This is a genomic window from Erwinia persicina (assembly GCF_019844095.1).
Lineage (GTDB): Bacteria > Pseudomonadota > Gammaproteobacteria > Enterobacterales > Enterobacteriaceae > Erwinia > Erwinia persicina.
Map to the genome: position 1 here is coordinate 2282103 of NZ_CP082141.1, position 19781 is coordinate 2301883.

Below are 19781 nucleotides of genomic sequence, written 5' to 3' on the forward strand. Positions count from 1 at the left end.
TATCAACCAATTGTTGCTTATCTGGCTATGCTGAATCACAGATTCTGCTTTTTCCTCCTTTATAGTATTGCCGTCAGGTTAACTAAGCGTTACGTAAAATCGCTAATGCGCGTGATGCAAACTGAACAAATTTTTTTGTTTTCGCTGCCATTCCTGGCGGAAATGTGGGCATGGTGCTAATTAAGTTGCGTAACAGATTTTATCAGGTAGAGTGTGGGCGTTTCGGGTTCCGGGCGTAAAACAGACTTTACGCTATGTTAGAGATTCGCTTAACAGGTGGTAAAAGGTACCGTTTATCAATTGGTTGCAACGAGCACTATTATGACTGAATTGATGAAAAGTTAGCCGGGTTGGATCTTTTTAATCCCGATAACCTTAACGTTAGTGCACGATGTGATAAGCATAAACGGCACAAATTACTCTCGGATGTTTTAATCAGGTAAAGGTAACTATGGGAAAAGCTCTCGTAATAGTTGAGTCCCCGGCAAAAGCCAAAACGATCAATAAATATCTCGGTAATGACTACGTGGTTAAATCCAGTGTGGGCCATATCCGCGATTTGCCGACCAGTGGATCAACAGTTAAAAAGAGCGCTGACTCTACAACCAGTAAAACAACCAAAAAGGTCAAAAAAGACGAAAAGACGGCCCTGGTCAACCGTATGGGCGTCGATCCTTATCATGGCTGGGATGCTAATTACCAGATCCTGCCAGGTAAGGAAAAAGTTGTCGCTGAGCTGAAGGCACTGGCTGAGAAAGCTGACCACATCTATCTCGCAACGGACCTTGACCGCGAAGGGGAAGCCATTGCATGGCACCTGCGGGAAGTGATCGGTGGCGATGAGTCGCGGTACAGTCGCGTCGTGTTTAACGAAATCACCAAAAATGCGATTCGACAGGCGTTTGAAAAGCCGGGCGAACTGAATATAGACCGTGTTAATGCCCAGCAGGCGCGCCGATTTATGGACCGTGTTGTGGGCTACATGGTATCGCCGCTGCTGTGGAAAAAAGTGGCGCGTGGGCTGTCCGCTGGCCGCGTCCAGTCGGTCGCGGTGCGGCTGGTGGTGGAGCGTGAGCGCGAAATCAAAGCGTTTGTTCCGGAAGAGTACTGGGATCTGAACGCTGAGCTGACCACGCCGAAAGGGGTTGATCTGCCGATGCAGGTCACCCACCAGGGTGATAAGCCTTTCCGTCCGGTGAACCGTGAGCAGACTCACGCCGCCGTCAGCCTGCTGGAAAAAGCACGCTATGTGGTGGCCGATCGTGAAGATAAGCCGACCAGCAGTAAGCCAGGCGCTCCGTTCATTACGTCCACGCTTCAGCAGGCAGCCAGCACCCGCCTGGGCTTTGGCGTGAAGAAAACCATGATGATGGCCCAGCGTCTGTATGAGGCCGGCCATATTACTTATATGCGTACCGACTCAACCAACCTGAGCCAGGATGCCGTCAGCATGGTTCGCGGCTACATCGAAGATGAATTCGGCGCGAAATATCTGCCGAAAGCCGCCAATGTCTACAGCAGCAAAGAGAACTCTCAGGAAGCGCATGAAGCCATCCGTCCCTCAGATGTCAAAGTGCAGTCCGAGCAGCTGAAAGATATGGAAAACGACGCGCAGAAGCTGTATCAGTTGATCTGGCGTCAGTTCGTCGCCTGTCAGATGATGCCCGCGCAGTACGACTCCACCACGCTGACCGTTGAAGCCGCAGACTTCAAACTCAAGGCAAAAGGGCGCACGCTGCGCTTTGATGGCTGGACACGAGTGATGGCTGCACTGCGTAAGGGTGATGAAGATCGCGTGTTGCCAGACGTTGCGGTTGGCAGTGAACTCAGCCTGCAGCAGTTGGTGCCGAGCCAGCACTTCACCAAGCCCCCGGCTCGCTTCAGCGAAGCCTCGCTGGTGCGTGAGCTGGAAAAACGCGGTATCGGTCGTCCTTCAACCTACGCTTCGATTATTTCGACCATTCAGGATCGCGGATATGTGAAGGTTGAAAGCCGCCGCTTCTATGCAGAAAAAATGGGCGAGATTGTCACAGACCGTCTGGAAGAAAGCTTCCGCGATCTGATGAATTATGACTTCACTGCCCACATGGAAGACAATCTCGACAAGGTCGCGAAAAACGAAGCGCAGTGGAAAGCGGTGCTGGATCAGTTCTTTGCCGAGTTCAGCGACCAGCTGGCGCAGGCAGAAAAGGATCCGGAAGAAGGCGGTATGCAGCCTAATCAGATGATCCTGACCTCGATCGACTGCCCGACCTGTAGCCGTCAGATGGGTATTCGCACGGCGAGCACCGGCGTGTTCCTCGGCTGCTCTGGCTATGCGCTACCGCCGAAAGAGCGCTGCAAGCAGACGATTAACCTGATCCCCGAGAATGAAGTGCTGAATATTCTCGAAGGGGACGATGCGGAAACCAATGCGCTGCGTGCCCGTCGCCGCTGCCAGAAATGCGGCACGGCGATGGACAGCTACTTAATCGACCCTCAGCGCAAGCTACACGTCTGCGGTAATAATCCGGAGTGTGATGGCTACGAGATCGAACAGGGCGAGTTCCGTATCAAGGGGTATGACGGTCCGATCGTAGAGTGCGAGAAATGTGGTTCTGAAATGCACCTGAAAATGGGGCGCTTTGGTAAGTACATGTCCTGTACCAATGACGAATGCAAAAATACGCGTAAAATTCTGCGCAGCGGCGAAGTGGCACCACCGAAAGAAGATCCGGTCCCACTGCCTGAACTGCCGTGTGAGAAGTCAGATGCGTATTTTGTCCTGCGTGACGGGGCTGCCGGTGTGTTCCTGGCCGCTAATACCTTCCCTAAATCGCGTGAAACCCGCGCGCCGCAGGTAGAGGAGTTGCAGCGCTTCCGCGATCGCTTACCGGAGAAACTGCGCTATCTGGCCGATGCCCCGGCGACCGATCCGGACGGCAATAAAGCCGTGGTGCGGTTCAGCCGCAAAACGAAACAGCAGTACGTCAGCACAGAAAAAGACGGAAAAGCCACTGGCTGGTCTGCCTTCTTCGTTGACGGCAAATGGGAAGTCACCGCGAAGAAGTAACGTCGCGCTTCCCGTCAGTGAGCGGGCCGCCCCGTGCGGCTCGCTCCTGCTTATCTTCTCTGCGGCTTTGCTCTGCCGCCACTATACATCTCCCTCATTTTTGATATAGTTGTTATAGATAATCCCTTTCTTATTATTTATTCGTATTATAACCTTCGGACCTGAAGCTGCCGCTGCATGAGCCCTGTCGCTTTGCTGCATCGACAGCGATTACGGTTACAGATCGATTACCTGAGTCCGGCTCTCATTTGCTACCGGGTTGTCGGCGCATTGTTTCAAACCCTGGATGGAATGAAAAATGAAATTGCAGCAGCTGCGTTACATCGTTGAAGTGGTGAATCACAATCTCAACGTCTCTTCAACGGCCGAAGGACTCTACACCTCGCAGCCCGGGATCAGTAAGCAAGTCCGTATGCTGGAAGACGAGCTGGGCATTCAGATTTTCGCCCGTAGCGGCAAACATTTAACCCAGGTCACGCCAGCAGGGCAGGAAATCATCCGCATCGCACGCGAAGTCCTGTCAAAAGTGGACGCCATTAAATCGGTCGCCGGTGAACATACCTGGCCTGATAAAGGGTCGCTTTATGTTGCAACCACGCACACCCAGGCCCGCTATGCGCTGCCGAATGTGATTAAAGGGTTTATAGAACGTTACCCGCGTGTTTCCCTCCATATGCATCAGGGCTCTCCGACGCAGATTGCTGAAGCAGTCTCGAAAGGTAATGCGGACTTTGCCATTGCCACTGAAGCACTGCATCTCTACGACGACCTGATCATGCTGCCGTGTTATCACTGGAATCGCGCCATCGTTGTCACGCCTGATCATCCTCTGGCAGCGAAAAGCAAAGTGTCAATTGAGGAGCTGGCGGAGTATCCGTTAGTGACCTATACCTTCGGTTTTACGGGCCGTTCAGAACTGGACACTGCCTTCAATCGTGCCGGCCTGACTCCCCGTATTGTCTTTACCGCTACAGATGCTGATGTGATTAAAACCTATGTCAGACTGGGCCTGGGTGTGGGGGTGATTGCCAGCATGGCTGTAGATCCGGTCTCTGATCCCGACCTGGTCCGGATTGAAGCCACTGACGTTTTCAGCTTCAGCACAACGAAAATCGGCTTCCGCCGGAGCACCTTCCTGCGCAGCTATATGTATGATTTTATCCAGCGTTTCGCGCCACACCTGACAAGGGATGTGGTGGATACCGCCGTCGGGCTACGTTCTAACGAAGATATCGAAGCGATGTTCAAAGACATCAAACTTCCGGCAAAATAAACTCAGCTGTGATGATGAGTGACATTGAGAGCCGCAGCGCGGCTCTTTTTTTATCTTCTGATGCGCCTCGCTCCTCCATTCTTTAACGTCCTTTCATTATTTTTTCGTAAATGAAACATGTATCACATGTTTATTGATTGTTATTTCTTAAATGAGAAACAGTACACAATTTTCAATCCACCTCTTTGCGCTACCTTAAGATGATTCTCATACTCTAGTTATAAGTTGTCAGTATCGCCCGCAACCAAAGGCTTTTACTGGAAAACTCTAGTTTAGAATGGAACTACTGCAGAAAGCGCCGGGTTGAGTTTGTGTTAAGTCTTATTTATTCCGGCGAAGTTGAGTTAGTACTTTTAATTAATCTTATTCATGGTTGATTAAACCTCTTTATCGTTTTGTACAATAAAAATTACTGGATTTTGCAACAGAGAATGTTTAGGATTCATCCTAATTTCTGATTGGTTCAAACAATCGTTTTAATGAGAGTGATTATCAAAAACTATGGCGACGAGATTATCTGTACAACCCGGCTTCGGGGATAAAACCATCAAGGTTGAGCGTAACAGCAATCTGAGACGCAAAGCCTGGCTGACGGTTTTCGCTGTTTCATCACTGTTTTGGGTGGTCGTGGGCTTATCCGTTTGGCGTATGTGGGGGTAACTAATGTACCTGAGACAGCCAGAGCAGAAACCGCAACAGTTACGCAAAACCAATGAGCGTCTCTAAGGGTAAGAATGATCCTCAGCAGGCCATCCCGGCATCCTGGGAAATGAACGACCTGCAGCGTCATTTTATTGAGTCAATGTTCGAAGATACGAAAGCCAAATAATTTAGTCAGTAATTACTCAGTTTTTTTCTGAGACTTATAAATAAAATAGCTCTTATTACCATTCAGGCTGCTTCACTGGTCAGGGCACTTTAACGCCCATTTTTGATGCTAACCCATCACTTAACGGTAAAACTCGCGGTGTAAATGACGTGAGTTTAATGACGTACGTTACGGTCACCGATGGCCGGAAGGAGTATGACGATGAACTTAACTCAAATTACCTAGTTCAGCACGTGGACATTTTCTGCTCTGTTCTGGACCAGCGCGCTATGGCTTGCAATGATGGTGCGTTAATACCCATTATTAATAAACTTCTCGCGTAGTAACAATAACGCTCTGCCGATGACTGTCGCAGGGCGTTTTTGTTTTTTAATTTTCAGTTTGTTTCAGTACTTGTCAATTAGTGTTGTTATCAAAACGTTGCGTCTTGATTGTGCTATGTTTATACAGACCTTGTTATTAATAAGGTTTTACCCGGCATCTGCATTTGTGGGTTCGCTGCCTCTGCGATGGTTTGGGTTGAATGTATAAAAGAACACGCAATGGAGGAGCAATGTCAACGACCCTACGCCAACTCACTCATGACACCCTGTCTGTCCACGACCAGCAGTATCACTATTACAGCCTGTCAAAAGCCGCTGCTGAACTGGGTGATATCTCACGCCTGCCAAAATCCATGAAGGTGCTGCTGGAAAATCTGCTGCGCTGGCAGGATAACGAATCGGTTACCGCAGAAGATATCCATGCCCTGGCCGGCTGGCTGAAAGATGCCCATGCCGAGCGCGAGATAGCCTATCGGCCCGCGCGCGTGCTGATGCAGGACTTTACCGGTGTACCGGCGGTGGTGGATCTGGCGGCGATGCGTGAAGCGGTAAACCGTCTTGGTGGCGATGTGGCCAAAGTGAACCCCCTTTCTCCCGTTGACCTGGTGATTGACCACTCGGTCACAGTTGACCACTTCGGCGATGACGATGCATTTGAAGAAAACGTCCGCCTGGAGATGGAGCGTAACCACGAACGTTACGTGTTTCTGCGCTGGGGGCAAAAAGCTTTTAACCGTTTCAGCGTGGTGCCCCCCGGAACCGGCATTTGTCATCAGGTCAATCTGGAATATCTGGGTAAGGCCGTCTGGCACGAGCAGCAAGATGGACAGGAAGTGGCTTACCCCGACACGCTGGTCGGCACGGATTCACACACGACCATGATCAATGCGCTGGGCGTGTTGGGGTGGGGAGTGGGGGGCATCGAGGCCGAAGCCGCGATGCTGGGCCAGCCGGTTTCGATGCTGATCCCGGATGTCGTCGGTTTTAAGCTGACCGGAAAGCTCCAGCCTGGGATTACCGCCACTGACCTGGTGCTGACGGTCACGCAAATGCTACGTAAACATGGTGTGGTGGGTAAATTCGTCGAATTCTACGGTGACGGTCTTGACGATCTCCCGCTAGCTGACCGCGCCACCATTGCCAATATGGCACCGGAATATGGTGCTACCTGTGGTTTCTTCCCTGTTGATGCCGTAACGCTGAGCTACATGAAGCTCACCGGGCGCAGTACGGAACAGGTGGCACTGGTGGAGGCGTACAGTAAAGCGCAAGGGCTGTGGCGTGAAACGGGCGATGAACCGGTGTTTACCAGTACGCTGGCGCTGGATATGGGGCAGGTTGAGTCCAGCCTTGCCGGACCGAAACGGCCGCAGGATCGCGTGGCACTCGGTGATGTGCCCGCTGCATTCCGTGCCAGCAATGAACTGGAAGTCAATCAGGCCCAAAAAGCGCATAAGGCGGTGCAGTACCAGGACAGTAAAACCCGTCAGCAGCATCAGCTGGAGGACGGCGCGGTGGTAATTGCCGCGATCACTTCCTGTACGAACACCTCCAATCCCAGCGTGCTGATGGCAGCCGGTTTGTTGGCGAAAAAAGCTGTCTCTCTGGGGTTACACCGTAAACCCTGGGTGAAAGCCTCACTCGCTCCCGGTTCAAAAGTTGTTTCTGATTATCTTGCTGCGGCCCGTCTGACACCCTACCTCGACAAGCTGGGCTTCAACCTGGTGGGTTACGGTTGCACCACCTGTATCGGTAACTCCGGCCCGCTTCCTGATGAAGTTGAAAATGCCATTAAAGAAGGTGATCTGACGGTGGGTGCCGTCCTGTCTGGTAACCGTAATTTCGAAGGGCGTATCCACCCCTTTGTTAAAACTAACTGGCTGGCATCGCCGCCGCTGGTTGTGGCGTATGCCCTGGCGGGCAATATGACGTTAAACCTGCAGACTGACCCGCTTGGCGAAGATATGGCCGGTAATCCTGTCTATCTCAAAGACATCTGGCCTTCTCCGGAGGAGATTGCTGAAGCTGTCCAGATGGTTTCCACCGATATGTTCCATAAAGAATATGCCGAAGTGTTTGAAGGCACGCCGGAATGGCAGCAAATCGAAGTCAGTGAAGCGGCGACTTATGACTGGGATGAAGGCTCAACCTATATTCGCCTGTCACCTTTCTTTGATGATATGGAAAAGGAACCTAAGCCCGTTAAGGATATTCAGGGTGCACGAATCCTGGCGATGCTCGGTGATTCTGTGACCACTGACCATATCTCTCCGGCAGGAAGCATTAAAGCTGACAGTCCGGCGGGACGTTACCTGCTTGCGCACGGTGTTGAGCGTGCAGACTTTAACTCCTATGGATCACGTCGTGGTAACCATGAAGTGATGATGCGCGGTACCTTTGCCAATATCCGTATCCGTAACGAAATGGTCCCGGGTGTGGAAGGCGGGATGACACGCTTTATTCCCGGAAATGAACAGATGGCGATCTATGATGCCGCTATGCGCTATCAGCAGGCGGGTATTCCGCTGGCCGTGATTGCCGGTAAAGAGTATGGCTCTGGTTCCAGCCGCGACTGGGCGGCAAAAGGCCCACGTTTGCAGGGGGTGAGGGTGGTGATTGCCGAGTCGTTTGAACGTATTCACCGTTCTAACCTGATCGGTATGGGCATCTTACCGCTGGAATTCCCAACGGGGGTGACGCGTAAAACACTGGGGCTGACCGGCGATGAACTGATTGATGTGCAGGATCTTCAGCAATTGACGCCCGGCGGTGTGGTCAAAGTGACGCTGACGCGGACGGACGGAAGCAAGAATGTGCTGGATACGCGCTGTCGTATCGATACCGGCAACGAACTGACCTATTATCAGAATGACGGCATTCTGCATTACGTGATCCGTAACATGCTGCAGTAAACGCTTTTACCGCCCTCAGAGCACAAAAAACCGGCCATCAGGCCGGTTTTTTTTATCACCTAAGGGGACCGCATGAGGGATTACTTTGACAGCAGGTGACCCATCTTCGCCGCTTTGGTATCCAGATAATGCGCGTTGTTAGGGTTTCTTCCCACAATAAGTGGAACGCGCTCGGTGATATTAATCCCGGCTTCCGTCAGAATCTCTACCTTTCTTGGATTATTGGTCAGCAGCCGGACTTCATGCACGCCCAACAGTTTGAACATATCCGCACAAATCGTAAAATCGCGCTCGTCGGCAGCAAAGCCCAACTGATTGTTCGCCTCTACCGTGTCGTAGCCTTTATCCTGCAGGGCATAGGCCCGGATTTTGTTCAGCAGACCGATATTGCGTCCTTCCTGACGATGGTAAAGCAGGATCCCACGCCCCTGTTCCGCGATCTGCGTCAGCGCGGCTTCCAGCTGAAAACCGCAGTCGCAGCGCAGGCTGAAGAGAGCATCGCCTGTCAGACACTCGGAATGGACGCGTGACAGCACTGGCTTACTATCGGAAATATCGCCGTAAACCAGGGCAACATGGTCATGCCCGGTTGCCAGTTCTTCAAAACCTACCATAAGGAAATCTCCCCATGGTGTGGGCAGATTCGCTTCTGCTACCCGTTTAAGCTGCATGTGACTCTCCAGAAACTTCAGGTGTTGCGCTATGATCTGATAGCGCAGTGTCAGTGACCTGACGCCAACAATTGAGGCTATTTTGCCACAACACGGCGCGCGCAGGTTAACACGTTAGAGCGATTGATTTAATAGCGCACAATTATCGCTATCACAATCCTTATGTTATTATTTTTAAAGCCAATCTTATAACAAGGTTGTGATATCAACGGCGCTAAGGAAAAACACATGGCAGATATCCTTAAACGTACCACCCTTGGCATGCTGTTACTCCTGATTATGCCTGTTGGGGTGATGCTGTCAGGCTGGCAGTGGCAGCCTGGAGAGATGGGGTGGGGCCATAAAGTCCTCTTCTGGTTTACCGAAACGGTCACCAGCCCGTGGGGAATACTGACCAGTGCCATTCTTTGCGGCTGGTTTCTCTGGTGCCTCCGCTTTCGCTGGAAACCGGCGGTCTTCCTGCTGGGGATAATTATTGGCGCCTTGCTGACCGGACAGTACACCAAAAGCCTGATTAAAGAAGAGGTGCAGGAGCCGCGTCCCTATGTGCTCTGGCTGGAAAAAACCTACGGTATTAATGGGCAGGTATTCTATGAGCAGAAACGTAAACAGCGCAGTATCACTGTGCGTGATGCCGTCGCGGACAATCCGCAACTGCCTGGCTGGTTAAAAAAGCACTGGGCATTTGAAACAGGCTTTGCTTTCCCTTCGGGCCATACGATGTTTGCCGCCAGCTGGGCGCTGCTGGGTGTCGGCCTGCTGTGGCCGCGTCGCCGCTACGTTACCCTTATCCTGCTGATGGGGTGGGCTACTGCAGTAATGGGCAGTCGCCTGATGCTGGGTATGCACTGGCCGCGTGATTTAATTGTGGCCACGCTGATTAGCTGGTTATTCATTACCCTGGCGACCTGGCTGGCCCAGCGTTTCTGCGGTCCGTTAACCGTACCGCCGCAGGAACAGCAGGAGATCGCGGAACGGGAAAATGACGCCTGATGATTGTAAAGACGCCTTTCTGCCCCCACTTAGTTCAGTCAGCTTGTTATGCGCAGTTGGAGTGACATGAGGGAGGCAGGAGGGCAATCTGGGGGCATCCTCATATCTGTGCAAGCATAAGCGCGTTTTTTTTGGCATAATTCATCTGGTTAACACCAGGTTATGGGATGAACTGTGAAATATTTGCTGATTTTTTTAGTGGTTCTGGCGATTTTCGTCATTTCTGTCACGCTGGGCGCGCACAACGATCAGGTGGTGACGTTCAACTATCTGCTGGCGCAGGGTGAGTTCCGTGTTTCAACGTTGTTGGCTTCACTTTTTGCTGCCGGCTTCCTGTTAGGCTGGGCAATCTGTGGGCTGTTCTGGCTGCGTGTTCGTGTTTCACTGGCGCATGCTCAACGCAAAATTAAACGTCTTCAGCAGCAACTGGGGCAGACAGAAGAAACTGTGACAACGTCACAGGTTACTGTCGTCAAGGAATAATCACCTATGTTAGAACTGCTGTTTCTGTTACTCCCCGTCGCCGCCGCCTATGGCTGGTATATGGGGCGCAGAAGTGCGCAACAGGATAAGCAACAGGAGGCCAGCCGCCTGTCACGTGACTACGTGACCGGGGTGAACTTCCTGCTTTCTAATCAGCAGGATAAAGCCGTCGATCTTTTCCTCGATATGTTGAAAGAGGATAGCGGCACGGTCGAAGCGCATCTTACGCTGGGTAACCTGTTCCGCTCTCGCGGTGAGGTCGATCGCGCAATACGCATTCACCAGGCTCTGATGGAAAGTTCTTCTCTTACCTATGACCAGCGGCTGTTGGCTATCCAGCAATTGGGACGTGACTACATGGCGGCCGGATTTTACGATCGTGCTGAACAGATGTTTGGCCAACTGGTGGATGAAACTGATTTTCGCATCAGCGCCCTGCAGCAGTTGCTGGTGATCCACCAGGCGACCAGTGACTGGCCAAATGCGATTGAAGTCGCCGAACGGCTGGTTAAACAGGGTAAAGATCGCCTGAAAATGGAAATTGCTCACTTTTACTGTGAGCTGGCGCTTCAGGCCATCAGCAGCGACGATCTTGACCGCGCGATGAGTCTTCTGAAAAAAGGAGAGTCCGCCGACCGAAGCAGTGCCCGGGTTTCGATTATGATGGGCCGTATTCATATGGCTAAGAATGAATATCAGAAAGCGGTAGGGCATTTACAGCGGGTCATTGAGCAGGATAAAGAACTGGTCAGCGAAACCCTTGAGATGCTGGAAGGATGCTACGAACACCTGGGGCAACCTCAGGCCTGGGCGGAGTATCTTAAACGTTGTGTCGAAGAAAATACCGGTGCAGCGGCCGAGCTTTATCTGGCGGGTATTCTCGATCGTGAAGAGGGCCCGGAAGTCGCGCAAACCTACATTACACGTCAGCTTCAGCGGCATCCTACTATGCGTGTTTTCCATCGTCTGATGGATTTCAACTTGCAGGAGGCGGAAGAGGGCCGGGCTAAGGACAGTCTGATGGTGCTGCGTGATATGGTCGGTGAACAAATCCGCACCAAACCGCGCTACCGCTGCCATAAATGTGGGTTTACGGCCCATGCTCTTTACTGGCACTGCCCGTCATGCCGTGCCTGGTCATCCGTTAAACCGATCAGAGGCCTCGACGGCCAGTAAACAGAACCCGCCTGTGGTGGGGGAATTACCCACTTTAGTTACAACATACCAACGAGGTTTTTTAATAAAGGTGCCAGTAACATCAGCGTTGTCTTCGGTCATACAGGAAGAGAGTTGATTCGCTGTGCATTTTCCTGTGTCACAGGTAGAATGCATCCCGTTTATCGTTTGCGCCACGCGGTGCTCCACTTTAAGAGGGGATTCCCATGCTATTACCTCAGATAACCGGCTCACCGATTGTGGTGGCGTTAGATTATGCCGACCGCAATAACGCCCTGGCGTTTATTGACCAGATTGAACCCGGCAGCTGCCGCCTCAAGATTGGCAAAGAAATGTTTACGCGCTTCGGGCCTCAGTGGGTGCGCGATGTGCAACAGCGTGGCTTTGAGGTTTTCCTTGATTTGAAATTCCATGATATTCCCAATACTACGGCCCATGCCGTGGCGGCAGCGGCAGACCTCGGTGTATGGATGGTCAATGTCCACGCCAGCGGCGGGGCACGAATGATGACGGCAGCACGAGAAGCCCTGGTCCCTTTTGGCAAGGATGCGCCACTGCTGATTGCGGTCACGGTGCTGACCAGCATGGACGCTGATGACTTACGCGGTCTTGGTATTGAACTCTCCCCGGCAGAGCAGGCCGGGCGCCTGGCGCGCCTGACCCAACAGTGCGGGCTTGATGGCGTGGTGTGTTCTGCTCAGGAAGCCCGGCATTTCAAACAGGCTATCGGGCAGACGTTCCGGCTGGTCACACCCGGCATTCGCCCGGCAGGCAGCGATGCGGGCGATCAACGGCGGATTATGACACCCCGGCAGGCGCAGCAGGCAGGGGTTGATTATATGGTGATCGGTCGTCCGATTACACAATCCGCCGATCCGGCCAGTACACTGCGTAGCATCCTGAACGATTTACAGGAGGCATAATGGCCGATGACAACAGCCGGCTGGTTTACTCAACGGAAACCGGACGAATTGACGAACCTAAAGCAGTAGTGCAGCGGGCGAAGGGCGATGGCATAGTGCGTATACAGCGCCAGACCAGCGGCCGAAAGGGTAAAGGTGTCTGCCTGATTAGCGGTATTGATCTTGATGATGCGGAATTAACGAAACTGACGGCTGAACTTAAAAAGAAATGTGGCTGCGGCGGAGCACTGAAAGAGGGAGTCATCGAAATTCAGGGCGATAAACGCGACCTGTTAAAAACACTACTGGAAGCTAAAGGGTTTAAAGTAAAACTGGCCGGGGGGTAAGTTTTACCGCTTAACAGGGCCGAACAGCGTTCGGCCCGCGATACGCTGCTTTATTATTTGTCGATTTGATGTCCGATGATCCCACCTACTGCGGCGCCACCCAGGGTACCCAGTCCACTTCCGTTTGTCAGAACAGAACCACCAATAGCGCCAGCACCTGCGCCGATTGCTGTATTACGATCGCGTTTAGACCAGTTTGAGCATGCGCTCAGGGAAAGAACTAATGTAGCGGCCAGCAAGCCGGCGGTAATGCGTTTTGCAGTGATTGACATATTTACTACTCCTTAATTGCAGCACCAGAGATACTCATCAAGTATAGAAGAGGCTCTGCGTTATCGAGCCTGCACCGGCTTGTTTTCTGGTGATTTATGTCACCGAACGCGTAAAATTCGCGTAAATAATTGTCTGTGTGTGAATCCGCCGGCTCAGGACTCCCTCACCTTAACCGGATAGTAAGACTTCTAACTATCACTGGGGTAAAGGCAATAACTTATTTTGAAATATTGCTGGACGTCTTTACAGGTAAAAAATCTTAATTTCCCCGGCTATTTTTTTCGAACCGCCCCGCAAAATTTTGTGTCCAGCCGGATCCTGCCGCTGATACAGCCATTGCCTCCATACCCGTCTTCATCTGTGGCGCAGACAATAAATGCCCGGCCACAGTGGAGAAAACGACATGCTGGAACATCTCAAGCAGCAGGTGCTGGACGCTAACCTTGCGCTACCGCGCTATGGACTGGTGACTTTTACCTGGGGCAACGTAAGCGCCATTGACCGTGAGCAGGGCGTTATTGTCATCAAACCCTCCGGCGTCAGCTATGACGACATGAAGCGGGACGATATGGTCGTCGTAGACCTGTCCACGGGGCAGGTGATTGAAGGCGATAAACGGCCCTCATCTGACACCGATACGCATCGTGCGCTCTATCTCGCCTGGCCTCATATTGGGGGGATTGTCCATACACATTCGCGTCATGCCACCATCTGGGCGCAGGCAGGAAAAGATCTGCCCGCATGGGGCACCACCCATGCCGATGATTTCTACGGGGCCATTCCCTGTACCCGACAGATGCGCGACGACGAAATCCGCGATCGCTATGAATGGCAAACCGGGCAGGTGATCATTGAAACGCTGCAACAGCGCAGTATCGATCCCTTAGCGATCCCCGCTGTGCTGGTTAACTCACACGGGCCTTTTGCCTGGGGTCGCAGCGCCGAAGACGCCGTCCACAGCGCGGTGGTGCTGGAAGAGGTGGCCTATATGGGCATTTTCAGTCAACAACTGACCCCGCAGCTGCCGGCGGTACAGCAGGTCTTGCTGGATAAACACTATCTGCGCAAGCACGGTAAAAATGCCTATTACGGACAGAAATAACCGATATACCCGCGGCTGACCGCTATCCTGCCTGCATGACACATCACTTAGCGGCATACCGTCAGCGTGGCGGGCTGCCGCCGTTTGCGTCCTTCGCCCGTTTTTCCTCCCTCCTGCCCGCAGGCGCTGTCGCGCATATTTCCGACGGCTTTATCTGTTATTTTTCTTAAAAATCAAACACCCATTTAGCACGGACAGACTCTGGATTAGGCTGGGGCTGCGTATAACGCATAACTAAACAGAGGATATTTTTATGACTGTTGTAAATCAGACTACCTGCAGGCTGTTTAACGAAGCGGGACAAATGACCCAGCTGTCCGCTTATTACGAGGAAGAGCGCCGCACGATGTGGATGATGCTGCGGGCGCAGCCACGTCCGAGTTTTAACCATCAACTGATCGAAGAGATCATGAACCTCAGCTATGCCGCCCAGCGCTCAGGATTGCAGATCGACTTCTGGGTAACGGGCTCACTGGTTCCCACCATGTTTAACGCGGGGGGAGATCTGCGCTTTTTTGTGGAGTCTATCAAGAACGGACGGCGGGAGGCGCTGAGGGCTTACGCCCGCGCGTGCGTTGACTGTATCCATGCCGCTGCACGCGGGTTCGATACGGGAGCCGTCAGTATTGCGATGGTGGAAGGAAGCGCACTGGGTGGTGGCTTCGAGGCGGCGCTGGCGCACCATTTTATCCTCGCACAAAACACCGCCCGCATGGGATTTCCGGAGATCGCATTTAACCTGTTTCCGGGAATGGGTGGATACTCGCTGGTCGCGCGTCGTTCCGGGATGAAGCTGGCGGAGGAGCTGATCTGTGAGGGTGAATCGCATACGGCAGAGTGGTTCGAAACCCGGGGCCTGGTCGATCGGCTATTCCAGCCGGGAGACGGTTACCGCTGTACGCGCACCTTTATCGATACGTTAAGACCGAAACTTAATGGGGTAAGGGCGATGCTGAAAGCGCGTCAGCGCGTACTGCAACTCTCCCGGGCTGAGCTGATGGATATCACGGAGGACTGGGTCGATTTCGCCTTTACCATGGAGCCAAAGGATATTGCCTATATGGAGCGTTTAGTCCAACTGCAAAACCGTCACAGCGCGCAGACGTTACTGAAAGCGGGCTGATTCCCCTCCCTCACGGACGATTAGTGGCATGATGCCGTAGAAGCCAGTGCTCGAGTTCGTCAGCGGGCATTGGCTTCGCATACAAAAAGCCCTGACGGGTGTGCACACCGCTTGCTCTGACAAACTCAGCCTCTTCTTCAGTTTCAATCCCCTCCGCAATCACTTCTAAGTTAAGCGCTCTGGCAACGGCAACGATGGCCCTGACCAGGGATTGCGAAACTTCGCGATGATCGACGCCACGGATAAAGCTCTGATCCAGTTTAATGGCATTTATCGGTACGCGGGCCAGCTGTGACAGCGAGGAATATCCGGTGCCGAAATCGTCAAGATGAACGGCCGCACCCAGTTGTTGAAACTGATTCATCAGCATCAGTGCCTGTTGCTCATTCTCAATCAGGCAGCTTTCCGTCAGCTCGATATCAATGGGGCAGTGGGTCAGACCGGCCTGATCAAGCGCCAGTTTCAGGTCGGTATAAATATTCTGATCGACCAGCTGACGGGGCGAAACATTGACCGCGACGCGCAGAAATATTCCCTGTTTCCGCCAGAGCAGGATTTGTTCCAGCACGGCCAGCATCACCCAGCGTCCCAGCGGAATAATCAAACCGGACTCTTCGGCATAGGAGATGAAACTGTCCGGGGGGATCAGGCCACGCTCAGGCGACATCCAGCGCACCAGTGCTTCAACGCTGGTCACCGCGCCATCCGCATTCAGTTTCGGCTGATAGTGCAGCACCAGTTGATGCTGTTCCAGTGCTTTACGCAGGTTAGTGTCGAGCCACAGATATTCAAAGACGCGTTGATTCATCTCGGCAGAAAAAATACAGAATTTGCCGCGCCCGTTTTCTTTCGCCGTGTACATTGCCGTATCGGCATTACGGATCAGGCTCTCACGATCTTCGCCATGCTGCGGGGCGAGGGCAATCCCGATAGAGCAGCCAGAATAGACTTCGATCAGGCCTATGCGAAAAGGCTGTTTAAGCCGCTCAAGAATACGCGAAGACATCGCTTCTAATGCAGCCTGGCTGGTGTCTTCGGCAAGCACAATAAATTCATCGCCGCCCAGACGCGCCAGTGTCTGAGTTTTATCCAGACAGCTGAGGATCGCCAGGGAAACAGCCTGAAGGAGCTGGTCGCCAAACATATGCCCGTAGGCATCGTTCACTTTTTTAAAATTATCAAGATCCAGATAGACCACACCCATCTGCTGGGTGGTGCGTTTTTCCAGCGTTTCTGTAATTTGGTGATTAATGGCATTACGGTTGGGCAGACCCGTGATGGTATCCGTATTTGCCAGTACCCGCAGACGCTCCTGTGCACGACGTTCTTCAGTGATATCCATTCCGGAACAGATGAGATAAATTTCGTTTTTACCACTGCCGCTGTGAACAAATTTATTGCGGAACAGGAAGAGGCGCTGACCTTTTTTCGTCTTGATCCAGCGTTCAACTTCATACGAGCTGCCTTCACGGAAAAATGTGCTGATATTGCGTCGCGAGGCGGCCGCCTCCTGACGGGACATAAACAGCTGGAAGACATTGCGGCCAATCACGTCCTGTTCTTTAAGGCCGGTATACTCTTCACACAACCGATTAAAACGCTGAATATTTCCCTGATGATCAACAATAACAATTACCGAATTCGCTTCCGAAACCACCTGCTCTGCAAACGACAGGCCCAACACCAGGTCACGGGCTACGGAAGAGGTATCCCCCCAGGCTGAGGCGGTACCGGCCCAGGTAATCTGTGACACTTTTCGGCCGACCAGGTGCATGGAGAGCTCAGTGCCATAAAGCGTAATGGTGAGATTCACACTGGAGGTGATGACCGTCATATTGCGCAGCATACTGGCCTGGGAGGCCGTCAGGTTAACGGCAATATTGGTGATGCCACCTTCATCTTCAGCAAAAAGCAGTGCATCGCTGTCGGAAGATAAACGCCAATGAGGGCTGCTGGTGCCAAAATACGCATACAGAAGCGTTTGCCCTTGTTCATCGGTCATTTTGTTTCCCTCGATGCGACTTAGCAGATGGTATCTTCTTATTTTAGCAACAGTATTCGGCAACCAGCTGGATCACAAGTGACCCGGGGAATATATTTTTTTGCTGAAAATTACCGGGTAGCATAAGAGCCCCCGATCAGGCGATCGGGGGAGCATATTAGCAGGATAATTTGACTAAGTTGATCACTTTGTCGGTCATATTTGCCTTACGGCAGAGGTATTTGAAATCCTTCTCAATTGACGGAAAATTCATCACATATTGACTTTCTCGTCGCGAAGCACTATCGGACTTTCACGCACGGTCGGGGTATCACTGTGCAGGGCACGGCGAATAGCGAAAAATGCGGCGACAAGCATCGTCACGGCAACCAGCATAAAGAAGGCGCAGAGTCCGGCATTGATCTGATTGCTGATAACAATGGTCTGCATATCTGCCACTGTTTTTGCCGGGGCGATCACGATGCCCTGGTCAATACCCTTGCCAAATTTCTTCGCCTGCGCGAGGAAACCAATAGAGGGCTTCTCGTGGAAAATTTTCTGCCATCCGGCGGTCATTGAGGTGATAAACAGCCACACTGTCGGGATAATTGTGACCCAGGCATAGCGCTGTTTTTTCATTTTAAACAACACCACGGTACCGAGGATCAGCGCCATTGAAGCCAGCATCTGGTTACCGATACCAAATAACGGCCAGAGGGTATTAATGCCGCCGAGCGGGTCGATAACCCCCTGATAAACAAAGAAACCCCATCCTGAAACTGCCACGGCAGTGCCGATAATATTGCCTGCCCAGGAGCGGTTATTGGCCAGCGCCGGCACCATGGTCCCGGCCAGGTCCTGCACCATAAAACGACAGGCACGTGTCCCGGCGTCGACAGCGGTCAGAATAAACAGTGCTTCAAACAAAATGGCGAAGTGATACCAGAACGCCATCATCGCCCGGCTGTTAAACACGTCGGTAATAATGTGCGCCATTCCGACGGCAAAGGTGGGTGCGCCACCGGCACGCGAAAGCACCGAGGTTTCCCCCACATCGCGGGCAATGGCGCTTAACATTTCCGGTGTCACCACAAATCCCCAGCCGTTGATCGCCTGGCTGGCGCTTTCCACCGTGGTACCTATCAGCGCTGCAGGCGCATTCATGGCGAAGTAAACCCCGGGGTCGATCACTGAGGCGCAAATCAGCGCCATGATAGCCACGAATGACTCCATCAGCATCGCGCCATAGCCGATCATGCGAATATGGCTTTCACGTTCAATCAGCTTCGGCGTAGTGCCGCTGGACACCAGCGCATGGAAGCCGGAGATGGCGCCGCAGGCGATAGTGATAAACAGGAACGGGAACAGGCCGCCGGAAAATACCGGGCCGCTGCCATCGATAAATTGGGTGACTGCCGGCATTTTCATTTCCGGCATGGCAAAGACGATGCCAATGGCCAGGCCAACGATCACGCCGATTTTCAGGAATGTTGACAGATAATCACGCGGTGCCAGCAGCAGCCAGACGGGCAGCACCGAGGCCACGAAGCCATAAATCACCAGCACCAGCGTCAGGGTGGTGCCCTTAAGGGTAAAGAACGGGCCCCAGTAAGGGTGCAGGGCAATATCGCCCCCATAGACAATCGCCGCCATCATAAGCACAAAACCGATCAGGGACACTTCGGCAATGTGACCCGGCCGCAGAAAACGCATATATACGCCCATAAAAAGGGCAATCGGCAGGGTCGCTGCCAGGGTAAATAATCCCCACGGGCTGTTGGTCAGTGCCTTCACCACCACCAGCGCCAGCGCGGAGAGAATAATAATCATCACCCCCAGCGCCCCCAGCATGGTGATCACGCCGGCGAAAGCCCCTAACTCCTGTTTTGCCATCTCGCCCAGCGAACGGCCATCGCGGCGCGTGGAAATAAACAGGATGAGGAAGTCCTGCACCGCACCGGCCATCATCACCCCAATCAGGATCCACAGCGTACCGGGCAGGAACCCCATTTGCGCGGCAAGGACCGGGCCGACAAGGGGGCCGGCACCGGCGATAGCGGCAAAATGATGGCCAAACAGCACCCACTTATTGGTCGGCACATAATCGAGCCCATCATTATTGCGTTCTGCCGGTGTCAGACGACGGTCATCGAGTTCGAAGATGCGGCGGGCAATAAACAGACTGTAAAAACGATAAGCGATGCTGTAGCAGGCGACGGCAGCCACTACCAGCCACAGTGCGTTAACGGGCTCGCCGCGGTTGAGCGCCAGCATGGCAAAGGCGCAGGCACCGGCTAACGCCACCAGTAACCAGACCAGCCCGGTTTTGACGTTTTTCATT

The 19781-nt window shown here is 52.8% G+C and carries 16 protein-coding genes; 12 read left to right on the forward strand and 4 right to left on the reverse strand.

What is annotated here, in order from left to right:
* The first annotated feature begins 451 nt into the window (after positions 1 to 451).
* The 5 genes from topA to acnA all read left to right on the forward strand — a co-directional run bounded on the left by topA (position 452) and on the right by acnA (position 8389).
* Positions 452 to 3052, forward strand: coding sequence for a type I DNA topoisomerase (topA, locus tag K6L24_RS10340; protein ID WP_062743152.1), 2601 nt, complete (start codon positions 452 to 454; stop codon positions 3050 to 3052).
* A 298-nt stretch (positions 3053 to 3350) separates the two neighbouring features.
* Positions 3351 to 4325, forward strand: coding sequence for an HTH-type transcriptional regulator CysB (gene cysB, locus K6L24_RS10345; protein WP_062743153.1), 975 nt, complete (start codon positions 3351 to 3353; stop codon positions 4323 to 4325).
* A 501-nt stretch (positions 4326 to 4826) separates the two neighbouring features.
* A complete protein-coding gene (locus K6L24_RS10350; protein WP_072277393.1) occupies positions 4827 to 4985 on the forward strand; it encodes a YmiA family putative membrane protein in 159 nt (52 codons plus the stop codon).
* 52 nt (positions 4986 to 5037) lie between these two features.
* Positions 5038 to 5154, forward strand: a complete 117-nt coding sequence (locus tag K6L24_RS10355) for an AraC family transcriptional regulator (protein WP_222682272.1) — start codon at positions 5038 to 5040, stop codon at positions 5152 to 5154.
* Positions 5155 to 5707: 553 nt separating this feature from the next.
* On the forward strand, positions 5708 to 8389 hold the full coding sequence (gene acnA / locus K6L24_RS10360) for an aconitate hydratase AcnA (protein ID WP_118664071.1): 2682 nt from the start codon (positions 5708 to 5710) through the stop codon (positions 8387 to 8389).
* Positions 8390 to 8469: 80 nt separating this feature from the next.
* Here the strand turns inward: acnA and ribA are convergent, their stop codons facing one another.
* Entirely contained in the window at positions 8470 to 9060 is a 591-nt protein-coding gene (gene ribA, locus K6L24_RS10365; RefSeq protein ID WP_062743155.1) for a GTP cyclohydrolase II, read from the reverse strand.
* Between the two features lie 228 nt (positions 9061 to 9288).
* Between ribA and pgpB the strand changes: the two genes are divergently transcribed.
* The 5 genes from pgpB to yciH all read left to right on the forward strand — a co-directional run bounded on the left by pgpB (position 9289) and on the right by yciH (position 12961).
* Positions 9289 to 10053 carry a phosphatidylglycerophosphatase B gene (pgpB, locus tag K6L24_RS10370; RefSeq protein ID WP_062743156.1) on the forward strand — a complete coding sequence of 255 codons (765 nt, stop codon included), beginning with the start codon at positions 9289 to 9291 and terminating at the stop codon, positions 10051 to 10053.
* A 174-nt stretch (positions 10054 to 10227) separates the two neighbouring features.
* Positions 10228 to 10536, forward strand: coding sequence for a LapA family protein (locus K6L24_RS10375; protein WP_062743157.1), 309 nt, complete (start codon positions 10228 to 10230; stop codon positions 10534 to 10536).
* Between the two features lie 6 nt (positions 10537 to 10542).
* Entirely contained in the window at positions 10543 to 11712 is a 1170-nt protein-coding gene (gene lapB / locus K6L24_RS10380) for a lipopolysaccharide assembly protein LapB (RefSeq protein WP_062743158.1), read from the forward strand.
* Positions 11713 to 11918: 206 nt separating this feature from the next.
* Entirely contained in the window at positions 11919 to 12635 is a 717-nt protein-coding gene (pyrF, locus tag K6L24_RS10385) for an orotidine-5'-phosphate decarboxylase (protein ID WP_062743159.1), read from the forward strand.
* Entirely contained in the window at positions 12635 to 12961 is a 327-nt protein-coding gene (yciH, locus tag K6L24_RS10390; RefSeq protein WP_062743160.1) for a stress response translation initiation inhibitor YciH, read from the forward strand. The genes pyrF and yciH overlap by 1 nt, the downstream gene beginning before the upstream one ends.
* Before the next feature lie 53 nt (positions 12962 to 13014).
* Here yciH and osmB read toward each other — a convergent pair whose 3' ends face one another.
* Positions 13015 to 13233, reverse strand: coding sequence for an osmotically-inducible lipoprotein OsmB (osmB, locus tag K6L24_RS10395; protein ID WP_062743161.1), 219 nt, complete (start codon positions 13231 to 13233; stop codon positions 13015 to 13017).
* 404 nt (positions 13234 to 13637) lie between these two features.
* Between osmB and araD the strand changes: the two genes are divergently transcribed.
* Together araD and K6L24_RS10405 are read left to right on the forward strand one after the other, a co-directional pair.
* On the forward strand, positions 13638 to 14336 hold the full coding sequence (araD, locus tag K6L24_RS10400) for an L-ribulose-5-phosphate 4-epimerase (RefSeq protein ID WP_062743162.1): 699 nt from the start codon (positions 13638 to 13640) through the stop codon (positions 14334 to 14336).
* A gap of 253 nt (positions 14337 to 14589) precedes the next feature.
* A complete protein-coding gene (locus K6L24_RS10405) occupies positions 14590 to 15459 on the forward strand; it encodes a crotonase/enoyl-CoA hydratase family protein (RefSeq protein WP_062743163.1) in 870 nt (289 codons plus the stop codon).
* Between the two features lie 10 nt (positions 15460 to 15469).
* Here the strand turns inward: K6L24_RS10405 and pdeR are convergent, their stop codons facing one another.
* Together pdeR and K6L24_RS10415 are read right to left on the reverse strand one after the other, a co-directional pair.
* Entirely contained in the window at positions 15470 to 17461 is a 1992-nt protein-coding gene (gene pdeR / locus K6L24_RS10410) for a cyclic di-GMP phosphodiesterase (protein ID WP_222682273.1), read from the reverse strand.
* A gap of 252 nt (positions 17462 to 17713) precedes the next feature.
* Positions 17714 to 19780, reverse strand: coding sequence for a carbon starvation CstA family protein (locus tag K6L24_RS10415; protein ID WP_222682274.1), 2067 nt, complete (start codon positions 19778 to 19780; stop codon positions 17714 to 17716).
* Between the last annotated feature and the right edge of the window lies 1 nt (position 19781).

Excerpts from the sequence above, each read along its gene's own strand:
- pdeR (WP_222682273.1), bottom strand. The coding sequence starts at position 17,461 with ATGACCGATGAACAAGGGCAAACGCTTCTGTATGCGTATTTTGGCACC.
- pyrF (WP_062743159.1), top strand. The coding sequence starts at position 11,919 with ATGCTATTACCTCAGATAACCGGCTCACCGATTGTGGTGGCGTTAGAT.
- K6L24_RS10350 (WP_072277393.1), top strand. The coding sequence starts at position 4,827 with ATGGCGACGAGATTATCTGTACAACCCGGCTTCGGGGATAAAACCATC.
- ribA (WP_062743155.1), bottom strand. The coding sequence starts at position 9,060 with ATGCAGCTTAAACGGGTAGCAGAAGCGAATCTGCCCACACCATGGGGA.
- lapB (WP_062743158.1), top strand. The coding sequence starts at position 10,543 with ATGTTAGAACTGCTGTTTCTGTTACTCCCCGTCGCCGCCGCCTATGGC.
- acnA (WP_118664071.1), top strand. The coding sequence starts at position 5,708 with ATGTCAACGACCCTACGCCAACTCACTCATGACACCCTGTCTGTCCAC.
- topA (WP_062743152.1), top strand. The coding sequence starts at position 452 with ATGGGAAAAGCTCTCGTAATAGTTGAGTCCCCGGCAAAAGCCAAAACG.
- osmB (WP_062743161.1), bottom strand. The coding sequence starts at position 13,233 with ATGTCAATCACTGCAAAACGCATTACCGCCGGCTTGCTGGCCGCTACA.
- cysB (WP_062743153.1), top strand. The coding sequence starts at position 3,351 with ATGAAATTGCAGCAGCTGCGTTACATCGTTGAAGTGGTGAATCACAAT.
- pgpB (WP_062743156.1), top strand. The coding sequence starts at position 9,289 with ATGGCAGATATCCTTAAACGTACCACCCTTGGCATGCTGTTACTCCTG.
- K6L24_RS10405 (WP_062743163.1), top strand. The coding sequence starts at position 14,590 with ATGACTGTTGTAAATCAGACTACCTGCAGGCTGTTTAACGAAGCGGGA.
- K6L24_RS10355 (WP_222682272.1), top strand. The coding sequence starts at position 5,038 with ATGAGCGTCTCTAAGGGTAAGAATGATCCTCAGCAGGCCATCCCGGCA.
- yciH (WP_062743160.1), top strand. The coding sequence starts at position 12,635 with ATGGCCGATGACAACAGCCGGCTGGTTTACTCAACGGAAACCGGACGA.
- araD (WP_062743162.1), top strand. The coding sequence starts at position 13,638 with ATGCTGGAACATCTCAAGCAGCAGGTGCTGGACGCTAACCTTGCGCTA.
- K6L24_RS10415 (WP_222682274.1), bottom strand. The coding sequence starts at position 19,780 with ATGAAAAACGTCAAAACCGGGCTGGTCTGGTTACTGGTGGCGTTAGCC.